19 protein-coding genes are annotated in these 19,625 nt (G+C 56.8%); 17 read left to right on the top strand and 2 right to left on the bottom strand.

Annotated features, from left to right (window positions below; translation table 11 throughout):
• Positions 1 to 95 precede the first annotated feature (95 nt).
• Positions 96 to 1,088, top strand: a complete 993-nt coding sequence (locus BMI79_RS13375) for an aldo/keto reductase (protein WP_076942628.1) — start codon at positions 96 to 98, stop codon at positions 1,086 to 1,088.
• Between the two features lie 172 nt (positions 1,089 to 1,260).
• Here BMI79_RS13375 and rsmC read toward each other — a convergent pair whose 3' ends face one another.
• Positions 1,261 to 2,304: a 16S rRNA (guanine(1207)-N(2))-methyltransferase RsmC gene (rsmC, locus tag BMI79_RS13370; RefSeq protein WP_076942627.1), complete on the bottom strand. Its 1,044-nt coding sequence runs from the start codon at positions 2,302 to 2,304 to the stop codon at positions 1,261 to 1,263.
• A gap of 165 nt (positions 2,305 to 2,469) precedes the next feature.
• Between rsmC and BMI79_RS13365 the strand changes: the two genes are divergently transcribed.
• The 14 genes from BMI79_RS13365 (at position 2,470) to yjjJ (ending at position 16,412) form a co-directional block, all read left to right on the top strand.
• Positions 2,470 to 2,907 carry a DNA polymerase III subunit psi gene (locus BMI79_RS13365; RefSeq protein ID WP_076942626.1) on the top strand — a complete coding sequence of 146 codons (438 nt, stop codon included), beginning with the start codon at positions 2,470 to 2,472 and terminating at the stop codon, positions 2,905 to 2,907.
• Entirely contained in the window at positions 2,852 to 3,295 is a 444-nt protein-coding gene (rimI, locus tag BMI79_RS13360) for a ribosomal protein S18-alanine N-acetyltransferase (RefSeq protein ID WP_076942625.1), read from the top strand. Before BMI79_RS13365 ends, rimI begins: the two co-directional genes overlap by 56 nt.
• A 150-nt stretch (positions 3,296 to 3,445) precedes the next feature.
• A complete protein-coding gene (prfC, locus tag BMI79_RS13355; protein ID WP_076942624.1) occupies positions 3,446 to 5,035 on the top strand; it encodes a peptide chain release factor 3 in 1,590 nt (529 codons plus the stop codon).
• A 531-nt stretch (positions 5,036 to 5,566) separates the two neighbouring features.
• The gene (osmY, locus tag BMI79_RS13350) at positions 5,567 to 6,181 is read left to right on the top strand and encodes a molecular chaperone OsmY (RefSeq protein ID WP_076942623.1); all 615 of its coding nucleotides are present in this window, start codon (positions 5,567 to 5,569) and stop codon (positions 6,179 to 6,181) included.
• Positions 6,182 to 6,247: 66 nt separating this feature from the next.
• The gene (locus BMI79_RS13345) at positions 6,248 to 6,409 is read left to right on the top strand and encodes a DUF1328 domain-containing protein (protein WP_076942622.1); all 162 of its coding nucleotides are present in this window, start codon (positions 6,248 to 6,250) and stop codon (positions 6,407 to 6,409) included.
• Between the two features lie 60 nt (positions 6,410 to 6,469).
• Entirely contained in the window at positions 6,470 to 6,655 is a 186-nt protein-coding gene (locus BMI79_RS13340) for a CsbD family protein (RefSeq protein ID WP_076942621.1), read from the top strand.
• Between the two features lie 10 nt (positions 6,656 to 6,665).
• Positions 6,666 to 7,775 (top strand): patatin-like phospholipase family protein, encoded by a 1,110-nt coding sequence (locus tag BMI79_RS13335; protein WP_076942620.1) that lies wholly within the window; start codon positions 6,666 to 6,668, stop codon positions 7,773 to 7,775.
• Positions 7,772 to 8,554 (top strand): TatD family hydrolase, encoded by a 783-nt coding sequence (locus BMI79_RS13330; RefSeq protein ID WP_076942619.1) that lies wholly within the window; start codon positions 7,772 to 7,774, stop codon positions 8,552 to 8,554. Before BMI79_RS13335 ends, BMI79_RS13330 begins: the two co-directional genes overlap by 4 nt.
• A gap of 179 nt (positions 8,555 to 8,733) precedes the next feature.
• Complete coding sequence (locus BMI79_RS13325) at positions 8,734 to 10,011, top strand: NupC/NupG family nucleoside CNT transporter (protein WP_076942618.1); 1,278 nt, start codon at positions 8,734 to 8,736, stop codon at positions 10,009 to 10,011.
• A 531-nt stretch (positions 10,012 to 10,542) separates the two neighbouring features.
• A complete protein-coding gene (gene deoC, locus BMI79_RS13320) occupies positions 10,543 to 11,322 on the top strand; it encodes a deoxyribose-phosphate aldolase (RefSeq protein WP_076942617.1) in 780 nt (259 codons plus the stop codon).
• 57 nt (positions 11,323 to 11,379) lie between these two features.
• The gene (deoA, locus tag BMI79_RS13315; protein ID WP_076942616.1) at positions 11,380 to 12,702 is read left to right on the top strand and encodes a thymidine phosphorylase; all 1,323 of its coding nucleotides are present in this window, start codon (positions 11,380 to 11,382) and stop codon (positions 12,700 to 12,702) included.
• Between the two features lie 211 nt (positions 12,703 to 12,913).
• A complete protein-coding gene (deoB, locus tag BMI79_RS13310; protein ID WP_076942615.1) occupies positions 12,914 to 14,137 on the top strand; it encodes a phosphopentomutase in 1,224 nt (407 codons plus the stop codon).
• A gap of 62 nt (positions 14,138 to 14,199) precedes the next feature.
• Positions 14,200 to 14,931 carry a purine-nucleoside phosphorylase gene (gene deoD, locus BMI79_RS13305; RefSeq protein WP_076942614.1) on the top strand — a complete coding sequence of 244 codons (732 nt, stop codon included), beginning with the start codon at positions 14,200 to 14,202 and terminating at the stop codon, positions 14,929 to 14,931.
• 137 nt (positions 14,932 to 15,068) lie between these two features.
• Positions 15,069 to 16,412, top strand: a complete 1,344-nt coding sequence (gene yjjJ / locus BMI79_RS13300; RefSeq protein ID WP_076942613.1) for a type II toxin-antitoxin system HipA family toxin YjjJ — start codon at positions 15,069 to 15,071, stop codon at positions 16,410 to 16,412.
• A gap of 1 nt (position 16,413) precedes the next feature.
• Here the strand turns inward: yjjJ and BMI79_RS13295 are convergent, their stop codons facing one another.
• On the bottom strand, positions 16,414 to 17,076 hold the full coding sequence (locus BMI79_RS13295; protein WP_076942612.1) for a YtjB family periplasmic protein: 663 nt from the start codon (positions 17,074 to 17,076) through the stop codon (positions 16,414 to 16,416).
• Between the two features lie 103 nt (positions 17,077 to 17,179).
• Here BMI79_RS13295 and serB point away from each other — a divergent pair, with 103 nt between their 5' ends.
• The gene (gene serB, locus BMI79_RS13290) at positions 17,180 to 18,157 is read left to right on the top strand and encodes a phosphoserine phosphatase (protein WP_076942611.1); all 978 of its coding nucleotides are present in this window, start codon (positions 17,180 to 17,182) and stop codon (positions 18,155 to 18,157) included.
• Between the two features lie 2 nt (positions 18,158 to 18,159).
• Positions 18,160 to 19,545 carry a DNA repair protein RadA gene (gene radA / locus BMI79_RS13285; protein ID WP_076942610.1) on the top strand — a complete coding sequence of 462 codons (1,386 nt, stop codon included), beginning with the start codon at positions 18,160 to 18,162 and terminating at the stop codon, positions 19,543 to 19,545.
• The last annotated feature ends 80 nt before the right edge of the window (positions 19,546 to 19,625 follow it).

Genomic DNA, 19,625 nt, shown 5'->3' with positions numbered 1-19,625 from the left:
ATTATGAACAGTGATGTGCAATCTTCATTATTTATCTTTGCTGCGTAAACAACCAGACTTTGTTGCGATATAGACCGCTCACTGAGGACAGCACAATGCAACAACGTCAATTAGGTTCTAACGGCCCCGTCGTTTCGGCTCTGGGTTTAGGCTGCATGGGAATGAGCGACTTTTACTCCACCGCCAGCGATGAAAAAGAGGCGATCGCCACGCTGCACCGGGCATTGGAGCTGGGCATCACGCTGCTGGATACTGCCGATATGTACGGCCCGCATACCAATGAGCAACTGCTTGGCAAAGCGCTCAAAGGCAAGCGCGATAGCGTATTTCTGGCGACTAAGTTCGGCATTGTGCGCGATCCGGCCGATCCCAGCGCTCGTGGTGTGAACAGCAAACCGGCATATATCCGCCGCTCGGTCGAAGGCAGCCTGCAACGCTTGGGGGTGGAAACCATCGATCTTTATTATCAGCACCGCGTTGATCCGCAGGTGCCGATCGAAGAGGTGGTGGGCACCATGGCGGATCTGATTACAGAGGGCAAAATCCGCTATATCGGTTTAAGCGAAGCCTCGGTTGCCACACTGGAGCGGGCGCACAAAGTGCATCCGATTACCGCACTACAGACCGAATATTCGCTGTGGACGCGGGATGCGGAGCAAGGGCAGCTTGCGGCCTGCGAACGGTTGGGCATTGGTTTTGTCGCTTACAGCCCGCTGGGGCGCGGTTTTCTGACCGGGGCGATCCAACGCTCGGAAGATCTGGCTGAGGACGATTTCCGCCGTGGTAATCCGCGTTTCCAGGGCGAAAACTTCGCCCGCAACCTCGCTCTGGTGGAAAAAGTCAGTGAATTGGCGCGGCACAAGGGGGTTGCCCCTTCACAGTTGGCACTGGCGTGGGTGATGGCACAAGGGGAACATATTGTGCCGATCCCAGGCACCAAGCGCAGGCGCTATCTGGAAGAGAACGCTGCGGCGGCAGAGATAACGCTGAGCGCGCAGGAACTGGCGGCGATCGAGGCGGTATTCCCACTGGCAGGCGTGGCTGGCGCGCGTTATACGCAGGTGGGGATGGAGTTTATTAACGGCTAATATACCCGTCGTCAATCAAACTGCAGGGGTGTTGGCTGCCTTTGCTCACCCCAGTCACATAGTGGCCTATGCTCCTGGGGGCTCACTCAGTTGCCGCCTACCTGCATCTTGATTGAACTTGGGTATATCTAAAAAGGGCGCTGAAGTGCGCCCGTATCATTACAATGCAGGGTTACTTTTTCTTCTTCGGATCGCGCGGTGGGCGGCCAATGGTGGCCTGATACACCTTAAAGCGGCCATTCTGTGCCAGTACTTCGTGGCTGCCAAAGGTGGCATCCAGAATATCCGGGTACGGCAGGAAGGCGTTGGCCACAATGCGCAACTGCCCACCGATCGGCAGATGTTTTACGGCACCACGGATCAGGGTTTCTGCAGCGGTCAGGCTGGTTGCCAAGCCGTCATGGAATGGCGGGTTGGAGATGATCAGGTCAAAGCGGCCGGTAATGTCGGAATAGACGTTACTGACGATCACTTCACCTTCAATACCGTTAGCGGCCAGCGTGGCACGGCTGGATTCCACTGCGGCGGCGTTCACATCGCTCAGCGTCAGCTTCATTTTTGGCGACAGCTTGGACAGCACCGCAGCCATGACACCGGCACCGCAACCCACATCCAGCACTTTGCCTTTCATGTGTTTTTCCAGCGTAGACAGCAGCAGCGAACTGCCGACATCCAGCCCATCACGGCTGAACACGCCCGGCAGGGTTTTCACTTCCAGATCGTGCAACTGATAGCTTTCCCACCAGTCCGCCAGATCAAACTCAGTCTGAACATCGATGCGGCCATGATACAAACCGCAACGACGTGCGCTGTCGATCTTGGCAAGCTGGGCATGGCCTTCCAGAGTTTGTTCTGCGCTGCGCACACCGCTGCGGTTTTCACCGACGACAAAAATTTCTGCACCGACCGGCAGCAAGGACAGCAGATTGCACAGTTGGAATTGTGCTTCCTGTTTGCTCTTTGGCCAGTAATAAACCAGCGTGTCGCAAGCGGCAGCGAAGGCCGGGTCAACCGTCAGGCCGAATTGTGCATTTTCGCCCATCATCCGGTTCAGTAACTGCCAGTGATGGTATTGCTGGGTGTGGACACGCACATCAGCGGCCTCGAATTGGGCCGGCAGGGTGTCCTGCAGATCGCCTGCGAACAGGACGCGGCGTGCAACAAATTCATCACTGTGGCGCAGCATGACTTCACTGGCGGGGGTTAATGCAGACATCAGTTTTTGGCTCCTCAAAATTAGGAGAGGGATTATAGAGCTTTGTGGCGAGATGTTCGACGGGTTTATCTACCCTAAGGGATATATGCAATAGCGTGGGCTGAGCGGGTTTGTTAGCATAGCGCGGCACATGGCAGGCATAGTGCGCAACACACGGGAACCGGTATGGCATCAAAACGCGATTGGCTGTTACAACAACTGGGGATTACGCAGTGGACATTGCGCCGCCCTGGCGCGTTGCAGGGCGAGATCGCGGTCACTCTGCCTGCGGAGGTACGCTTGCTGGTGGTGGCACAGGTATTGCCCGATCCTCAAGATCCCTTGTTTTGTGACGTGCTGCGCAGCCTGGGGCTGCAACCGGCGCAAACCTATGGCTTGACGCCGGATCAGGTCGCCATGCTGCCAGAAGATACCGAATGTAACAGTTGGCGGTTGGGCATTGCGGAGCCGCTTGCGGTGGCCGGTGCGCAGCTATACAGCCCGGCGCTGGCCGAGCTTTCTCAAGATGCGGGTGCTAAACGCGCACTCTGGCAGCAGATTTGTCACCATGAACAACATTTCTCCCCTGACAACGGCCGATCTGGCCACCGCCTTCAAGATTGAACAAGCCAGCCATGCCTTTCCCTGGACGGAGGCAACGTTTGCCAGCAATCAAGGTGAGCGTTATCTCAACCTGAAGCTGGAAAACGCGGGGCAGATGGCGGGGTTTGCCATTACCCAGATCGTGCTGGATGAAGCCACGCTGTTTAACATCGCTATTCACCCAGATTGGCAGCGCCGGGGTTTTGGCCGCACGCTGTTAACTGCGCTGATCGCACAGCTTGAAGCGCGTGGCGTGGTCACGCTGTGGCTGGAAGTGCGTGCTTCCAACCGTGGGGCGATTGCGCTGTACGAAGATCTCGGGTTTAACGAAGTGACGGTGCGCCGCAACTATTATCCTGCCGCTAACGGCCGCGAAGATGCGATCGTGATGGCGCTGCCGCTGGGGTAGCGCTGCTTGCCGAAAAAACCATTGATTGTCACCGGTTGGCAAATCAGCGAAAATGGCCCACTGTTACCTTTTCATTACCGCTTTGCCTGGCACCGCTATTGACGCGTTTGCGATGATTGCAGGGCGGACCAACTGTAGAATCTGAAAAACATGTCTCCTAGTGAATTCGCTCGCGAAGTCTCGAAAAGAAGAACTTTCGCCATTATCTCGCACCCCGATGCTGGTAAAACCACCATTACCGAGAAGGTGCTGCTGTTCGGACAGGCTATCCAGACCGCCGGTACGGTAAAAGGCCGTGGCTCAAGCCAGCATGCCAAATCCGACTGGATGGAGATGGAGAAGCAGCGTGGTATCTCGATCACCACTTCGGTGATGCAGTTCCCGTACCGCGAATGTCTGGTCAACCTGCTGGATACCCCAGGGCACGAAGACTTCTCTGAAGATACCTATCGTACCCTGACCGCGGTGGACTGCTGCCTGATGGTGATCGACGCCGCAAAAGGCGTTGAAGATCGTACCCGCAAGCTGATGGAGGTCACCCGCCTGCGTGATACGCCGATCCTGACCTTTATGAACAAGCTTGACCGCGACATCCGCGATCCGATGGAAGTGATGGATGAAGTGGAGCGTGAGCTGAAAATCGCCTGCTCACCGATCACCTGGCCGATTGGCTGCGGCAAGCTGTTCAAAGGGGTTTATCACCTCTATAAAGATGAAACATATCTGTATCAGAGCGGTAAAGGCCATACCATTCAGGAAGTGCGCATCGTCAAAGGCTTGAACAACCCGGATCTCGACGCTGCGGTAGGTGAAGACTTGGCTGCGCAACTGCGTGAAGAACTGGAACTGGTGCAAGGGGCCTCCCACGAGTTTGAGCTGGAAGCCTTTCTGGCCGGTGAGCTGACCCCGGTGTTCTTCGGCACCGCTTTGGGCAACTTCGGCGTGGATCATATGCTGGATGGGTTAGTGGCCTGGGCCCCTGCGCCGATGCCGCGTAAAACCGATACCCGTGAGGTGGTGGCTGCGGAAGAGAAATTCACCGGCTTTGTGTTCAAGATCCAGGCGAATATGGATCCGAAACACCGCGATCGCGTGGCCTTTATGCGCGTGGTGTCCGGTAAGTATGAGAAGGGGATGAAACTGCGTCAGGTGCGTACCGGCAAAGACGTGGTGATCTCCGATGCGCTGACCTTTATGGCGGGTGACCGTTCTCATGTGGAAGAGGCTTACCCAGGCGATATTATCGGTTTGCATAACCACGGCACCATTCAGATTGGCGACAGCTTCACGCAGGGTGAAGACATGAAGTTCACCGGCATTCCGAACTTTGCCCCTGAGCTGTTCCGCCGCATCCGCCTGCGCGATCCGCTTAAGCAGAAACAGCTGCTGAAAGGGCTGGTGCAGCTGTCGGAAGAAGGGGCTGTGCAGGTATTCCGTCCTATCGCCAACAACGATCTGATCGTCGGGGCCGTCGGTGTGCTGCAGTTCGACGTGGTGGTCGCGCGTTTGAAATCCGAATACAACGTGGAAGCGCTGTATGAGTCGGTGAACGTTTCCACTGCCCGTTGGGTGGAGTGCAGCGACGTGAAGAAGTTCGAAGAGTTCAAACGCAAGAACGAACTGAACCTGGCGCTGGATGGGGGCGATAATCTCTCTTACATCGCACCGACCATGGTGAACCTCAATCTGACGCAGGAGCGTTATCCAGAGGTGGTGTTCCGCAAAACCCGCGAACACTAATTTGCCGATGCGGCACCGCATTCTCGCGGTGCCCATTCTTCCCTCCGCTGCGTGCTTTCTGCACTTATCTTGCTAATTAATAATATTAATTTATCAATTTTACCTGCGTTGTTTGGCTAACGGCTCCATTGACATCCTGCTGCAAATTTCGCCTGATAGGCTATATTTATCAGGGCATCCGCTGTTTAATGAGCAAAAACAACTGCCATTCAATCACTTTTTAGAGGGTTGTTTTGCATTGTTGCCGATCGGAGACAGCTGTACCTTAGCAATATCAATAAGATAGCACCGGTGTTGTTGATTAATCCCCTCACTGTCGTCGATAGGTGACGGTTTCTTGCTTAATCACGGCGCGTTGTTTTTTTTGTTGTTGATTTAACAGCATTTTGTAAGGTTGGCATAGATTTTGCTAGAGACTTATCGTGAACGTTTGATAGTAGAGTAATCGTAAAGTATTCACTCGAGTTCGCCGCGATAACGCGGCACAGGATCCGCCGTTGATGGGGATTCACAACAAGAAGGAAGAGATCGATGAAAAATACCAAGTTTACACACTCTCTGATGGCTATCGTTTTGGGTTCTGTTCTGGTAAGTGGCAGTGCGTTGGCGCAAGAGTCGCTGCTTAATAAAGCCACCAGCGTGGCTGATAGCGCGGGTGCCAAAATCGATAGCTCGATGAAAAAAGTCGACGGCTATATGGATGACAGTGCGACAACGGCGAAAGTAAAAAGCGCATTGGTTGAAGATAAAGCCATCAAGAGCACCGATATTTCGGTGGTTACGGAGAAGGGCGTGGTAACGCTCAGCGGTTTTGTCAGCAGCCAGGCGCAGGCGGAACGGGCCGTTGCGGCTGCCGGTAAGGTGGAAGGGGTGAAATCCGTCAGCGACAAGCTGCACGTGAAAGATGAAGCCACACAGTCCGTGAAGGCCTACGCCGGTGATACCGCAACCACCAGTGAGCTGAAGGCCAAACTGCTGGCGGATGACATCGTACCTTCCCGTCATGTGAAAGTAGAGACCACCGACGGTGTGGTGCAGCTTTCCGGCACGGTAAAAACGCAGGCGCAATCCGAGCGGGCAGAAAGCATTGCCAAAGCCATTGATGGCGTGAAAAGCGTCAAGAACGACCTGGCTGTTAAACCCTAAACCGAGTTCAACGTACTGAATCACTCAGGGGCGCGATGAATTGCGCCCCTGAGTAAGGGGAAGCTTATGTTTCGTTGGGGCATCATCTTTTTAATCATCGCACTGATCGCAGCCGCACTGGGCTTCAGCTCATTGGCTGGCACCGCCGCTTGGGCGGCTAAAATGGTGTTCGTAGTGGGGATCATTCTGTTTCTGGTCAGCCTGTTTGCCGGCCGTCGGCGCCCTTAACTTTTCGTGCAAAGTGTAACAAAGCTTAATTCCTTTTCTCGTCGTCTGGAGAGTTCAGTCATGAATAGCGATATCATTCTCGGCCGCTGGAAACAGTGGAAAGGCCAGGTCTGGCAGGCATGGGCAGAGTTTTCCGGCAGTGACTGCGCTTGGTTAACCGGGAGCAATGACTGCCTCTCTGGCGTATTGCAAGAAGATTACGGAAGAGAGCAAGAAGAGTTATCCTCAGTAAAACGGCCACATTGAGGAGACAGGGTTGGGATACAGAATACCCATCACGCTCGGCAACATAGAACCGCTGGCGTATAAACCCTTCCGGCCCGGTAAAATGGCGCTGGTGTGTGAGGGCGGCGGGCAGCGCGGCATCTTTACTGCCGGCGTGCTGGACGAACTGCAGCGCGCCCGCTTTAACCCTTTTGAGCTGATGATCGGCACTTCCGCTGGTGCGCAGAACCTTTCGGCCTTTATTTGCGGCCAGATGGGCTATGCGCGACGCGTGATTACCCGTTACACCACATCGGCCAATTTCTTCAACCCCTTGCGCTTTGTGCGCGGTGGGCATCTCATCGATCTCGATTGGTTGATCGATATCACTTCACAGCAACTGCCGCTGGCGCTCGATGTCGCCGAGCAGCATCTTAGCAATGGCCGTGAACTGCTAATGTGCGCCTGCCGCAGCGATGATTTCGAGCCCACCTACCTGCGGGCTGAGCGTGACAACTGGTTGCCCGCGATCAAGGCATCAAGCGCCATTCCTGGCTTTTACCGTCAGGGCGTGGAACTGGACGGAGTCAGCTATCTGGATGGCGGTATCAGCGCAGCCATTCCGGTTGAAGAAGCCTATCGTCGGGGGGCTGATACCATTGTGGTGATCCGCACCGTGCCTTCGCAAATGTATTACACGCCGCAGTGGCTGAAGCGCATGGAACACTGGTTGAGTGACAGTAGCCTACAGCAGATGGTGCGCATCATGCAGCAGCATGAGCAGAGCTATCATCGCATCCAGCAGTTTATTGAGCAGCCGCCGGGCAAGCTGCGCATCTTCGAAATATTCCCCCCCAAACCGCTGGCGAGTAACGCGCTCGGCAGCCGTTTGCCCGCGCTGAACCAGGATTATCACCTTGGCCGCCGCTGTGGGCGCTATTTTCTGGCGACGGTCGGCCATTGGCTGCTGGAGCAGGAGCAAGCTGGGGGCAGCAAGGTGGAGCCCCTCGTTTCCCGCCGCTTGTTGCAGCCGGAAAGCGTGCGCATGCCTTCGCCGATCGCTACAGACGGTGGACATCCGCACGGCCATGAAACTGCGCGGGCAACGGCAAAAATCGTTCTGCCGCATGCTCCTGCCGCTGGCGATGGAGACGCGCCGTGAATTACGTGTTTACCGATACCCACTGCCATTTTGACTTCCCGCCGTTTAGCGGTCATGAGAACGAAAGCCTGGCGTTGGCCGCACAGGCCGGCGTGCGGCGGATCATTGTGCCAGCGGTCACGGCGGATCGTTTCGCCCAGGTATTAAAGCTGGCGCACGAGCATGAACCGCTGTTTGCCGCCCTGGGGCTGCATCCGTTGTATATTGCGCAGCATCAGGATGAACACCTTGAGCTGTTGGCGGAGTGTCTCACCGCTCGCCCCGGCAAATTGGTGGCGGTAGGGGAGATTGGGCTGGATCTGTATATGGAGGAGCCCCAGTTTGATCGCCAGCAGACGTTGCTCAAGCAACAGCTCGGTTTGGCGAAGCGCCATGATCTGCCGGTGATCCTGCATTCCCGCCGTAGCCACGATCAACTGGCTGCCGCGTTGCGCCGGGCCGATGTGCCGCGCCGTGGCGTGGTGCACGGCTTTGCGGGCAGCCTGGCGCAGGCGCAGGCATTTATCCGGCAGGGGTATTACATCGGCGTTGGTGGCACTATCAGTTACGAACGCGCGCAGAAAACCCGCAGCGTGATGGCACAGTTGCCGCTGGCATCACTGTTGCTGGAGACCGACGCGCCGGATATGCCGCTGGCGGGCTACCAGGGGCAGCCTAACCGCCCTGAGCGGGCAGCCGAAGTTTTTCAGGCCCTGTGCCAGTTACGGCCTGAGCCACCTGATGAAATTGCCCACTGCCTGCAGAAAAATGCCCTGTCTTTGTTCGCGCTAGAGCGATAAATGTGATTGGAATCATATAACAAAGTTTTGACTTACATCTGTTTGTATACATTTGTGACATAAAATGAGGCGAAATTCGTTTCGCTCAGTATAATTGCGCCCCGTTATTGACTCTTAAGCACCCCTGCGGGTTCAACGCTCAGGGATGCATTACTTTTTCGCAACAGGGATATTTTCACATGCAACTCATCATGAGCCTGGTCGGTATGGTGGTACTGATCGCCATTGCTGTGCTGCTTTCCAGCAACCGACACGCTATTAAACTGCGTACCGTGCTCGGGGCATTTATCATTCAAGTCGGTATCGGTGCGCTGGTGCTGTACGTACCTTTAGGCCGCCGCATTCTGGGGGGCATGTCTGAAGGGGTAGCCAACGTCATCGCTTACGGCAATCAGGGCATCTCTTTCATCTTTGGCGGCCTGGTTTCCGACAAAATGTTCGAGGTGTTCGGCGGCGGTGGCTTTGTGTTCGCGCTGCGCGTACTGCCAGTGATCGTGTTCTTCTCCTCGCTGATCGCCGTGCTCTACTATCTGGGCATAATGCAACTGGTGATTAAAGTGCTTGGTGGTGGCCTGCAGAAACTGCTGGGCACCTCGCGCACTGAGTCGCTGTCGGCAACGGCTAACATCTTCGTGGGCCAGACCGAAGCGCCTCTGGTGGTGCGGCCGTATATTGCCACCATGACGCAGTCTGAGCTGTTTGCGGTGATGTGTGGTGGTTTGGCGTCGGTGGCCGGTTCGGTGCTGGCAGGTTATGCCCAGATGGGGGTGCCGCTGGAGTACCTGATCGCCGCCTCCTTTATGGCCGCGCCAGGTGGCTTGCTGTTCGCCAAGCTGATGGTGCCGGAAACTGAAAAATCGCACGACACCGATGACGCGATGAAGCTGATTGCCGCAGAAGATCGCCCGGCCAACGTGATTGATGCGGCGGCATCGGGTGCGGCATCGGGGATGCAGCTGGCGCTGAACGTGGGCGCGATGCTGCTGGCGTTTATCGCCCTGATCGCCTTGCTGAACGGCATGTTGGGCGGCATTGGCGGCTGGTTCAACTTCCCGCAGTTGTCGTTGGAACTGATCCTGGGCTGGCTCTTCTCTCCGATCGCCTTCCTGATTGGCGTGCCGTGGAGCGAAGCGATGGTAGCCGGTTCGTTTATCGGCCAGAAGGTGATCGTCAACGAGTTCGTGGCCTATATGAACTTTGGTGCTTATCTACGTCCAGACGACGTGGTTGCCGCCGAGGGCTTGCAGGTGCTGTCTCAGCACACCAAGGCAGTTATCTCCTTTGCGCTGTGCGGCTTTGCCAACCTGTCTTCCGTGGCAATTCTGCTCGGGGGGTTGGGCAGCATGGCACCGAACCGTCGACATGACATTGCCCGCTTTGGCTTGAAAGCCGTGGTTGCCGGTACGCTCTCCAACCTGATGAGCGCCACCATCGCTGGGTTCTTTTTGGCGCTGTAAGCTAAACTTGAAACTATCCCCCGGCCTATTCTGCTGGGGGATGCTGCACGACTTCCTGATACGGGCACGCTTGATGTGCCCGCCATTGCTTACCTGGTTGTTTAACGATTCTGTGAACGACATCGCGTTATTATGTGATTTAAATCACATATAATTCCGGTTTGTTGCATGGATATTTCATAGAATGTGAATCACAGCACGAATCCGCCAAGGCTGTCGTGTTTCAATAGTTGGAAGGGCTATATGCGGTGAGAAGGATCTCAGTTGCCGCCGTGGGGACTGTGCTCACGTGGCTGTCTTCAAGGAACCAAGTCCGCTCGCCAACATCCGAGTGTTTATACTCTAAATAATTCGAGTTGCATGACAAAAACGCAATGCGTTTTTGAACAGCGCTTGCGCAGGCCCGGTAGGGTGAGCCTCATTGATGAGGCTCATAGTCACCAGGAGCATAGGCCACTATGTGACTGGTGCGACCGGGCGCAGCCAACACCCAGGCAACTTGAAGTATGACGAGTAAAGTTGGAGAGTTTTATGACCGAACTAACCGCAGCAGCGCAGCGCGCGCTGAATCTGATGGATCTCACCACGCTGAATGACGATGACACCGACGAGAAGGTGATCGCGCTGTGTCGTCAGGCCAACAGCCCGGCGGGCCATACTGCCGCCATCTGCATCTACCCGCGTTTTATCCCGATTGCGCGCAAAACGCTGCGTGAGCAAGGGACGCCTGACATCCGCATTGCAACCGTCACCAACTTCCCGCACGGCAATGATGACATCGATATCGCGCTGGCGGAAACCCGCGCGGCCATCGCCTACGGGGCCGACGAAGTGGACGTGGTGTTCCCTTACCGTGCCTTGATCGCCGGTAATGAGCAGGTGGGTTTTCAACTGGTGCAACAGTGCAAACAGGCCTGTGCCGCCGCCAACGTATTGCTGAAGGTGATCATCGAAACCGGTGAGCTCAAGCAGGCGGATCTGATCCGTAAAGCCTCCGCAATTGCCATCAACGCCGGGGCGGATTTTATCAAAACCTCCACCGGGAAAGTGCCGGTTAACGCCACGCTGGAAAGCGCCGAACTGATGATGACGGTGATCCGCGAGCTGGGCGTCAGCAAAACCGTGGGCTTTAAGCCTGCCGGTGGCGTGCGCACGGCAGAAGAGGCACAACGCTATCTACAACTTGCCGAACGTATCCTGGGGGAAGGCTGGGCCGACGCACGCCACTTCCGCTTTGGCGCTTCGAGCCTGTTGGCCAGCCTGCTGACTACGCTGGGGCATAGCACCCAAGTTACTGGCAACGGTTACTGATGCTCTAACGCTACGCGTTGGCGCAGTGAAATTAAATAGCTCAAGCAGGGGGATGCCTTGTTCCTGGCGCAAGAAATAATCCGTAAAAAACGTGACGGCCAGCCGTTGAGCGAAGCAGAAATCCGCTTCTTCATCAATGGGGTACGTGACAACGTGGTTTCCGAAGGGCAGATCGCCGCGCTGGCGATGACCATCTACTTCCACGATATGAACATGGCGGAGCGCGTGGCGCTCACCATGGCGATGCGCGATTCTGGCACGGTGCTTGATTGGAAAAGCCTGGCGCTGAACGGCCCGATTGTCGATAAGCACTCTACCGGCGGCGTGGGAGATGTCACCTCGCTGATGCTCGGCCCGATGGTGGCCGCCTGCGGTGGCTACGTGCCGATGATTTCTGGCCGGGGTTTAGGCCACACCGGCGGCACGCTGGATAAGCTGGAAGCCATTCCGGGCTTCACTATTTTCCCCGATGACAATGCGTTTCGTAAAATCATCAAAGACGTCGGCGTGGCGATTATCGGCCAGACCAGCTCGCTGGCCCCGGCGGATAAGCGTTTTTACGCCACGCGCGATATTACCGCCACCGTCGATTCCATCCCGTTGATCACTGCCTCTATTCTGGCGAAGAAACTGGCGGAAGGGTTGGATGCGTTGGTGATGGATGTCAAAGTGGGGTCGGGGGCTTTTATGCCGACTCACCAGCTTTCGCAAGATCTGGCGCAGGCGATCGTCGGTGTAGCCAACGGGGCGGGGTGTAAAACCACCGCGCTGCTCACCGATATGAATCAGGTGCTGGCTTCCAGCGCCGGTAACGCGCTGGAAGTGCGTGAAGCCGTGCGTTTCCTGACCGGTGAGTACCGCAACCCGCGCCTGCTGGAAGTGACCATGGCGCTGTGCGTGGAAATGCTGCTTTCCGGCGGCTTGGCGACCGACGACGCCGATGCCCGCGCCAAGCTGCAAGCGGTATTGGACAATGGTAAAGCGGCAGAGGTGTTTGGCCGCATGGTGGCTGCGCAACAGGGGCCGCTGGACTTTGTGGAGCGTTACGACAGCTACCTGCCAACGGCTACCTTGAGTAAACCGGTTTATGCTGATAAACCGGGCATCATCACCGCGATGGATACCCGCGCGTTGGGGATGGCGGTTGTCGCGTTGGGCGGTGGCCGTCGCCGGGCTACTGACAGCATCGACTACAGCGTCGGCCTGGCAGAAATGGCACGCTTGGGCGATGAGGTTGGCACGCAGCGCCCGCTGGCGGTGATCCATGCCAACGATGAAGAAAGCTGGCAACAGGCGGCAAACGCGGTACGCAGTGCGATTGTGATGGGCGATAAAGCCCCGGTAACCACGCCGGTGGTGTATCAGCGCATCACGCAATAACCGCGATTTTTAAAGCATCAGGAGCGGTAGATAACACCGCTCAGATGCTTAATATGACGCCCCTTCTCCCTTTGGGAGAGGGCCGGGGTGAGGGGCAATGGCCACGGTGATATTCCCCTCTCCTTAAAGGAGAGGAAACGGGTTAGCCTTAACCTAACAGTATTAGGAGCGGTAGCGGCTTTTTCGCTGCTGCCCACAGCAGGAGAACAGAATGAAACGCACCTATATCATGGTACTGGACTCGTTCGGCATCGGCGCCAGCGCCGACGCGAAACGTTTTGGTGACGAAGGCGCCGATACCCTCGGCCATATCGCGGCAGCCTGTGCGCGTGGTGAAGCCAACGTAGGCCGCAGCGGCCCGCTGACGCTGCCGAACCTGAGCCGCCTGGGCTTGGGCAAAGCGGCGCAAGAGTCTACCGGCAACTTCCCGGTAGGATTGGACCCAAATGCCGAGATCATCGGCGCTTATGGCTATGCCAGCGAGCTTTCTTCAGGTAAAGACACGCCGTCCGGCCACTGGGAGATCGCCGGTGTCCCAGTGTTGTTCGACTGGGGCTATTTCAAGGACGAGCACAACAGCTTCCCGCAGGAACTGCTGGATAAACTGGTGGCGCGCGCCAACCTGCCGGGCTATCTCGGCAACTGCCACTCTTCTGGCACGGTGATCCTCGATCAACTGGGGGAAGAGCACATGAAAACCGGCAAGCCGATTTTTTACACCTCGGCGGATTCGGTGTTCCAGATCGCCTGCCACGAAGAAACCTTTGGTCTGGATCGTCTGTACGAACTGTGTGAAATTGCCCGCGAAGAGCTGACCAAAGGCGGTTACAACATTGGCCGCGTGATTGCGCGCCCGTTCCTTGGCGACAAGCCGGGCAGCTTCCAACGCACCGGTAACCGTCACGATCTGGCGGTGGAGCCGCCTGCACCCACCGTGCTGAAGAAGCTGGTTGATGAAAAGGGCGGTGAAGTGGTGTCCATCGGCAAAATTGCCGATATCTATGCCAACGTCGGTATTACCCAGAAAGTGAAGGCCAATGGCATTGATGCGCTGTTCGATGCCACGCTGCGTGAAATGGAAAAAGCCGGTGATAACTCCATCGTGTTCACCAACTTCGTTGATTTCGACTCCTCTTACGGCCACCGCCGCGACGTGGCCGGTTATGCCGCCGCGTTGGAACAGTTTGACCGCCGCTTGCCGGAACTGCTGGAGCGCGTTACGGGTGATGACATCATCATTTTCACCGCCGACCACGGCTGTGACCCGACCTGGGCGGGCACCGATCACACGCGTGAACACATTCCGGTGCTGGTGTATGGCCCGAAAGTGAAGCCGGGTTCGCTGGGGCACCGTGAAACCTTCGCTGACATCGGCCAAACCGTCGCCAGCTATTTTGGCCTGTCGCCGATGGATTACGGTAAAACCCTATTTTAAGACTGTAGATTGCGTTGGCGTTAAGCCAGCGCCTTTTTTAATAAGAATTGAGGGAAGAGATTATGGCTACGCCACATATTAATGCAGAAATGGGTGATTTCGCTGACGTGGTGTTGATGCCGGGCGATCCGCTACGGGCAAAATACATCGCTGAAACCTTCCTGGAAGGGGCGGTAGAAGTGAACAACGTGCGCGGCATGCTGGGCTTCACCGGCACCTACAAAGGCCGCAAAATCTCGGTGATGGGCCACGGCATGGGCATTCCATCCTGTTCCATCTATGCGCGTGAGCTGATCGCCGAATTTGGCGTGAAGAAAATCATTCGCGTTGGCTCCTGCGGTGCGGTGCGTGATGATATCAAACTGCGTGATGTGGTGATCGGTATGGGGGCTTGCACCGATTCCAAAGTGAACCGTATGCGCTTCAAAGATCACGACTATGCTGCGATTGCTGATTTCGACATGGTGCGTAACGCGGTTGACGCGGCGGCGGCACAGGGTATCCCGGCGCGCGTGGGCAACATTTTCTCCGCCGATCTGTTCTATACGCCCGATCCAGAGATGTTCCAGGTGATGAAGAAGTACGGCATTCTGGGCGTAGAAATGGAAGCGGCGGGCATCTACGGCGTGGCCGCAGAGCTGTACGAAGAGTTCGGCTGTAAAGCGCTGACCATCTGCACCGTATCCGATCACATCCTGCGTCAGGAAGCAACCACCGCCGCGGAGCGCCAGACTACCTTTAACGAAATGATCGTTATCGCGCTGGAATCTGTGCTGCTGGGCGATAAAGCATAAATATCACAGGGGCGCAGGACGTTGCGCCCTTTACCCATCTATTCATCGTTTCCTAAGTCTGCTTTGCTAATCCTTTACCTTTCCGCTAATTAGCGCTATTACTTTATTCACCAATCTATTCACTATGCTATTCAACGATGAGCAGTGTCGAACAAATCTTGCGTCATGGCCCGGCCACGGCCCAGGAGCTTACCGGTGCACTTGGCATCAGCCAGCCAACGCTATCGCGCCGGATCCGCGCTTTGGCGGGGGCGGTGCTGGCCATTGGTAAAGGCCGGGCGACGCGCTATGCGTTAAGGCGTGATGTCAGCGGTGAGTCGCACTTCCCGCTGTACCGCATCGATGAATTGGGTAAGGCACATGGGTTTGCCACGCTCTATCCCCTGTATCCAGCGGACAGTTGCGCAGTGCACAATGAGCAAAGCGGAGAATGGCAGCTTTACGATGGTTTGCCTTGGTATCTGAACGATCTGCGCCCAATAGGTTTTCTTGGTCGCGCCTGGGGGAAAGCCGCTGCCCGGCCACTCCGGCTGCCGGAAGATGTCCTGCGATGGAATGAAGATCAGCGTTTGCAGGCGCTTTGCCAGTATGGTGAAGATATGAGTGGCGATTTGTTGCCGGGGGCGGGAAGCTATCAACGCTGGCTGACGCGTGAGCCTGAACATCCGGTGCCGTTAGCGGACAAAGCCGCGCATTACGCGGCCCTTTCTGCCCGTGCGTTAGCGGGAGAGCTGGTTGGTTCTTCCGCCGGTGGTGAGCAACCCAAGTTTACTGTTTATGCCGAACTGGTTGGCGCGCGCTATGGCCATGTTTTGGTGAAGTTCAGCGCCGCCCCGGAGAATATTATTGCTCAGCGCTGGAGTGATTTGCTGATCGCCGAGTCATTAGCGTTGCAGGTGGTCACGGAGGCCGGGTTGCCTGCTGCTCCTGCGAAGGTGCTGTTTGGTGACGATCGGCAGTGTTTTTTGGAGCTTGAACGCTTCGATCGCGTTGGTGAGTATGGCCGCGTCGCCATGGTTTCGCTGGAGGCTCTGGATGCCGAATTCAGCGGCAGCGGTAGTGCTAACTGGGTCAAGGCGGCGGAAAGGTTATTACAGCGGGGAGTGATCGAGCGCCATACTTATCAGAGAATCGCGCTGTATTGGGCATTTGGCCGGCTGATCGCCAACAGCGATATGCACCAGGGGAATCTGTCGTTTCTGCGCCCGCAGCAGCAACCTGTAGCGTTGGCCCCGTTGTATGACATGCTGCCGATGGCGTTTGCGCCCGCCAATAGCGGCAACATGCGGCAGGAGGCGCTGGAGATCGGCCTGAGCAACGAAGTCAGCGGAGCCATTTGGCGGCGGGCAGAACTGATGGCGCTGGAATTCTGGCAGCGCACCGCGCTACATCCGCAGATCGGCAAACCGTTCCGTGCCATTGCGGTAAAAATGCATAAGCAGCTCCAAGCGTTGAATGAGCGCATTCAGCGCTTGGCTTAGCTCAGTCTTTTTTCTCTTCTGTCTCTGCCTTTTCGTCATCGCTTTCTGCCAGCGGCGTATTAGCCGTCAACAGGTACGGCGACTGCTGCCAGCGGCTGCGGCGGCCTTGCAGCAGCGTGCGCGCCAGAATAATGCCGATGGCCAATGCCAGCAGGATCATCAGGCGCAGCAGGTTGGTGGTGTTATCCACCTGTTTGGATTCGGTGCCCAGCACGTGGGTATCGAGCGTGACACGGATAAAACCGATGGGGCCATCTTTGCCCTTGATCGACTCGACAAGCTGATGGTTGAAATAGCTGCCCGCGCGTTTGCCGTCGAGCGATAGGCGATCGCGCACGCTGATTTGCTCACCGGAATGGGCCACCAGCGTGCCGTCCAACTGATAGACGCTGGCGTCGAGGATCCGGCTGTGGTCGGTGAGCTGTTGCAGAATGCTGTCAATGCGCTGGTTGTCGATATCACCGTCATCATCCAGCAACGGAGCCAGGCTAAAAGCCACCTGTTTGGTCAGCGTTTGTGCCAGTTGTTCCACCTGTTCCGATCGCGCCATTTGGTGGCTCAGGCTAAAATAGGAGGCACCTTGCATCAGCATTACGAGCAAAGTCAGGCAAATCAGGATAATAGCGGTGCGGTGCAGGCGGAATTTCAGTTTAGCTTTAGCCATGCGGCTTCCTTGGTCTTTTGGACGCTTTATGTTGCCAGAACCAAGGGCGATAGGATAGCTTTACCCGTCGTCTTTCCAGCTGCAGTTTATTCAGGAGTCAATGATGTCGAATAGTCTGACCTATTGCGATCTCCCTGCCGAGATCTCTCAATGGCCGGGTCTTCCCCTTTCGCTGAGCGGTGACGAAGTCATGCCGCTGGATTATCGAGCGGGTCATACCGGTTGGCTATTATATGGCAGAAAACTGGATAAAGAGCGCATCACTCAGTTCCAGCGCAAGCTCGGGGCGGCGATGGTGATCGTCACCGCCTGGAATGTCGAGGATTATCAGGTGGTGCGCCTGGCGGGCACGCTGTCTGCGCGCGCCAAGCTGCTGGCGGCCGAGAACGGGCTGGACGTGGCGCCGCTTGGCAAGATCCCGCATTTGCGTACGCCGGGCCTGCTGGTGATGGATATGGATTCCACTGCGATCCAGATTGAATGCATTGACGAAATCGCCAAGCTGGCCGGAGTGGGCGAGCAGGTGGCGGAAGTCACCGAACGCGCGATGCGCGGTGAGCTTGATTTCACCGCCAGCCTGCGCCAGCGCGTCGGCACGCTGAAAGGGGCCGACGCCAAGATTCTGCAGCAGGTGCGCGATGAACTCCCCCTGATGCCAGGGCTGACCAGCCTGGTGCATAAACTGCAGGCGCTGGACTGGCATGTGGCGATCGCTTCTGGCGGGTTTACCTATTACGCTGAATATCTGCGCGACAAGCTGAAACTGGTGGCGATCGCCGCCAACGAACTGGAAATCCGCAACGGTAAATTGACGGGCGAAGTGCTGGGGCCGGTGGTGGATGCGCAACATAAAGCCGACACGCTGGTGAAACTGGCGGAAAAGCTGGGTATTCCGTTGCAGCAAACCGTGGCGATCGGCGACGGTGCCAACGATCTGAAAATGATGCAGGTGGCCGGGCTGGGCATTGCCTATCATGCGAAGCCCAAGGTGTATGAAAAGGCGCAGGTGTCGATTCGCCATGCCGATCTGCTGGGGGTGCTCTGTGTGCTCACCGGCAGCTTGAAACATGAGGTGAGGTAACCGTGGCTAAAGCAGCAAAACGGGCGTTTGTCTGTAATGAATGTGGTGCAGATTATCCGCGCTGGCAGGGGCAGTGCAGCGCTTGCAATGCCTGGAACACCATTACGGAGGTGCGCCTGGCTGCGGTGTCTTCATCTTCTGCCCGTACCGAGCGCTTCAGCGGTTATGCCGGCGATGCGGGCGTCAGCCGGGTGCAGAAGCTGTCGGACATCAGCCTGGAAGAGTTGCCGCGTTTCTCTACCGGCTTCCTCGAATTTGACCGCGTACTGGGCGGCGGGGTGGTGCCAGGCAGTGCTATTCTGATCGGCGGTAACCCCGGCGCCGGGAAAAGTACCCTGCTGCTGCAAGTGCTGTGCAAGCTTTCCGAACAGATGAAAACCCTGTACGTCACCGGCGAAGAGTCGCTGCAGCAGGTGGCGATGCGCGCTCACCGTTTGGGGCTGCCAACCGGTGGCCTGAATATGCTGTCGGAAACCAGCATCGAACAGATCTGCCTGATCGCCGAGCAGGAACAGCCACGGCTGATGGTGATCGACTCGATCCAGGTGATGCATATGGCGGATATCCAGTCTTCGCCGGGCAGCGTGGCGCAGGTGCGTGAAACCGCCGCTTACCTGACGCGCTTTGCCAAAACCCGCGGCGTAGCGATTGTGATGGTCGGCCACGTAACGAAAGATGGTTCGCTGGCCGGGCCGAAAGTGCTGGAGCACTGTATCGACTGTTCCGTGCTGCTCGACGGCGATGCCGACTCCCGTTTCCGTACCTTGCGCAGCCATAAGAACCGCTTCGGCGCGGTGAATGAGCTGGGCGTATTTGCCATGACCGAACAGGGCCTGCGTGAAGTCAGCAACCCTTCCGCCATCTTCCTCAGCCGTGGCGATGAAGTCACCTCCGGCAGTTCGGTGATGGTGGTATGGGAAGGCACGCGCCCGCTGCTGGTAGAGATTCAGGCGCTGGTGGATCACTCGATGATGGCCAACCCGCGCCGCGTAGCGGTGGGGTTGGAGCAGAACCGCTTGGCGATCCTGCTGGCAGTGCTGCACCGCCACGGCGGTTTGCAGATGTCGGATCAGGACGTATTCGTCAACGTGGTGGGCGGGGTGAAGGTCAGCGAAACCAGCGCCGATCTGGCGCTGCTGCTGGCGCTGGTGTCCAGTTTCCGCGATCGTCCGTTGCCTGACGACCTTGTGGTGTTTGGCGAAGTCGGGCTGGCGGGGGAGATCCGCCCAGTGCCAAGCGGCCAGGAGCGTATCTCCGAAGCGGCAAAACACGGCTTCAAGCGCGCCATCGTGCCGCATGCCAACGTGCCGAAGAAGCCGCCAGCCAATATGCAGGTGTTTGGCGTGAAGAAGCTGGCGGATGCCTTGAGCATTCTGGATGAGCTTTAAGTGAGCCGTAATATTGCCTTGTTTAGTCTATTATACCCGTTAGCTTTTATGCCGCAGCCAACAGCGCTGCGGCTTGAAAG

It is taken from the genome of Serratia oryzae, assembly GCF_001976145.1.
Classification (GTDB): domain Bacteria; phylum Pseudomonadota; class Gammaproteobacteria; order Enterobacterales; family Enterobacteriaceae; genus Chania; species Chania oryzae.
Note: the sequence above shows the minus strand (reverse complement) of the source record. Positions and strands in the feature narration are given on the sequence as shown.

Bases quoted from the DNA above. Each gene is read 5' to 3' on its own strand.
- BMI79_RS13375 (WP_076942628.1), top strand. From the start codon at position 96: ATGCAACAACGTCAATTAGGTTCTAACGGCCCCGTCGTTTCGGCTCTG.
- rsmC (WP_076942627.1), bottom strand. From the start codon at position 2,304: ATGTCTGCATTAACCCCCGCCAGTGAAGTCATGCTGCGCCACAGTGAT.
- BMI79_RS13365 (WP_076942626.1), top strand. From the start codon at position 2,470: ATGGCATCAAAACGCGATTGGCTGTTACAACAACTGGGGATTACGCAG.
- rimI (WP_076942625.1), top strand. From the start codon at position 2,852: ATGAACAACATTTCTCCCCTGACAACGGCCGATCTGGCCACCGCCTTC.
- prfC (WP_076942624.1), top strand. From the start codon at position 3,446: ATGTCTCCTAGTGAATTCGCTCGCGAAGTCTCGAAAAGAAGAACTTTC.
- osmY (WP_076942623.1), top strand. From the start codon at position 5,567: ATGAAAAATACCAAGTTTACACACTCTCTGATGGCTATCGTTTTGGGT.
- BMI79_RS13345 (WP_076942622.1), top strand. From the start codon at position 6,248: ATGTTTCGTTGGGGCATCATCTTTTTAATCATCGCACTGATCGCAGCC.
- BMI79_RS13340 (WP_076942621.1), top strand. From the start codon at position 6,470: ATGAATAGCGATATCATTCTCGGCCGCTGGAAACAGTGGAAAGGCCAG.
- BMI79_RS13325 (WP_076942618.1), top strand. From the start codon at position 8,734: ATGCAACTCATCATGAGCCTGGTCGGTATGGTGGTACTGATCGCCATT.
- deoC (WP_076942617.1), top strand. From the start codon at position 10,543: ATGACCGAACTAACCGCAGCAGCGCAGCGCGCGCTGAATCTGATGGAT.
- deoB (WP_076942615.1), top strand. From the start codon at position 12,914: ATGAAACGCACCTATATCATGGTACTGGACTCGTTCGGCATCGGCGCC.
- deoD (WP_076942614.1), top strand. From the start codon at position 14,200: ATGGCTACGCCACATATTAATGCAGAAATGGGTGATTTCGCTGACGTG.
- yjjJ (WP_076942613.1), top strand. From the start codon at position 15,069: ATGAGCAGTGTCGAACAAATCTTGCGTCATGGCCCGGCCACGGCCCAG.
- BMI79_RS13295 (WP_076942612.1), bottom strand. From the start codon at position 17,076: ATGGCTAAAGCTAAACTGAAATTCCGCCTGCACCGCACCGCTATTATC.
- serB (WP_076942611.1), top strand. From the start codon at position 17,180: ATGTCGAATAGTCTGACCTATTGCGATCTCCCTGCCGAGATCTCTCAA.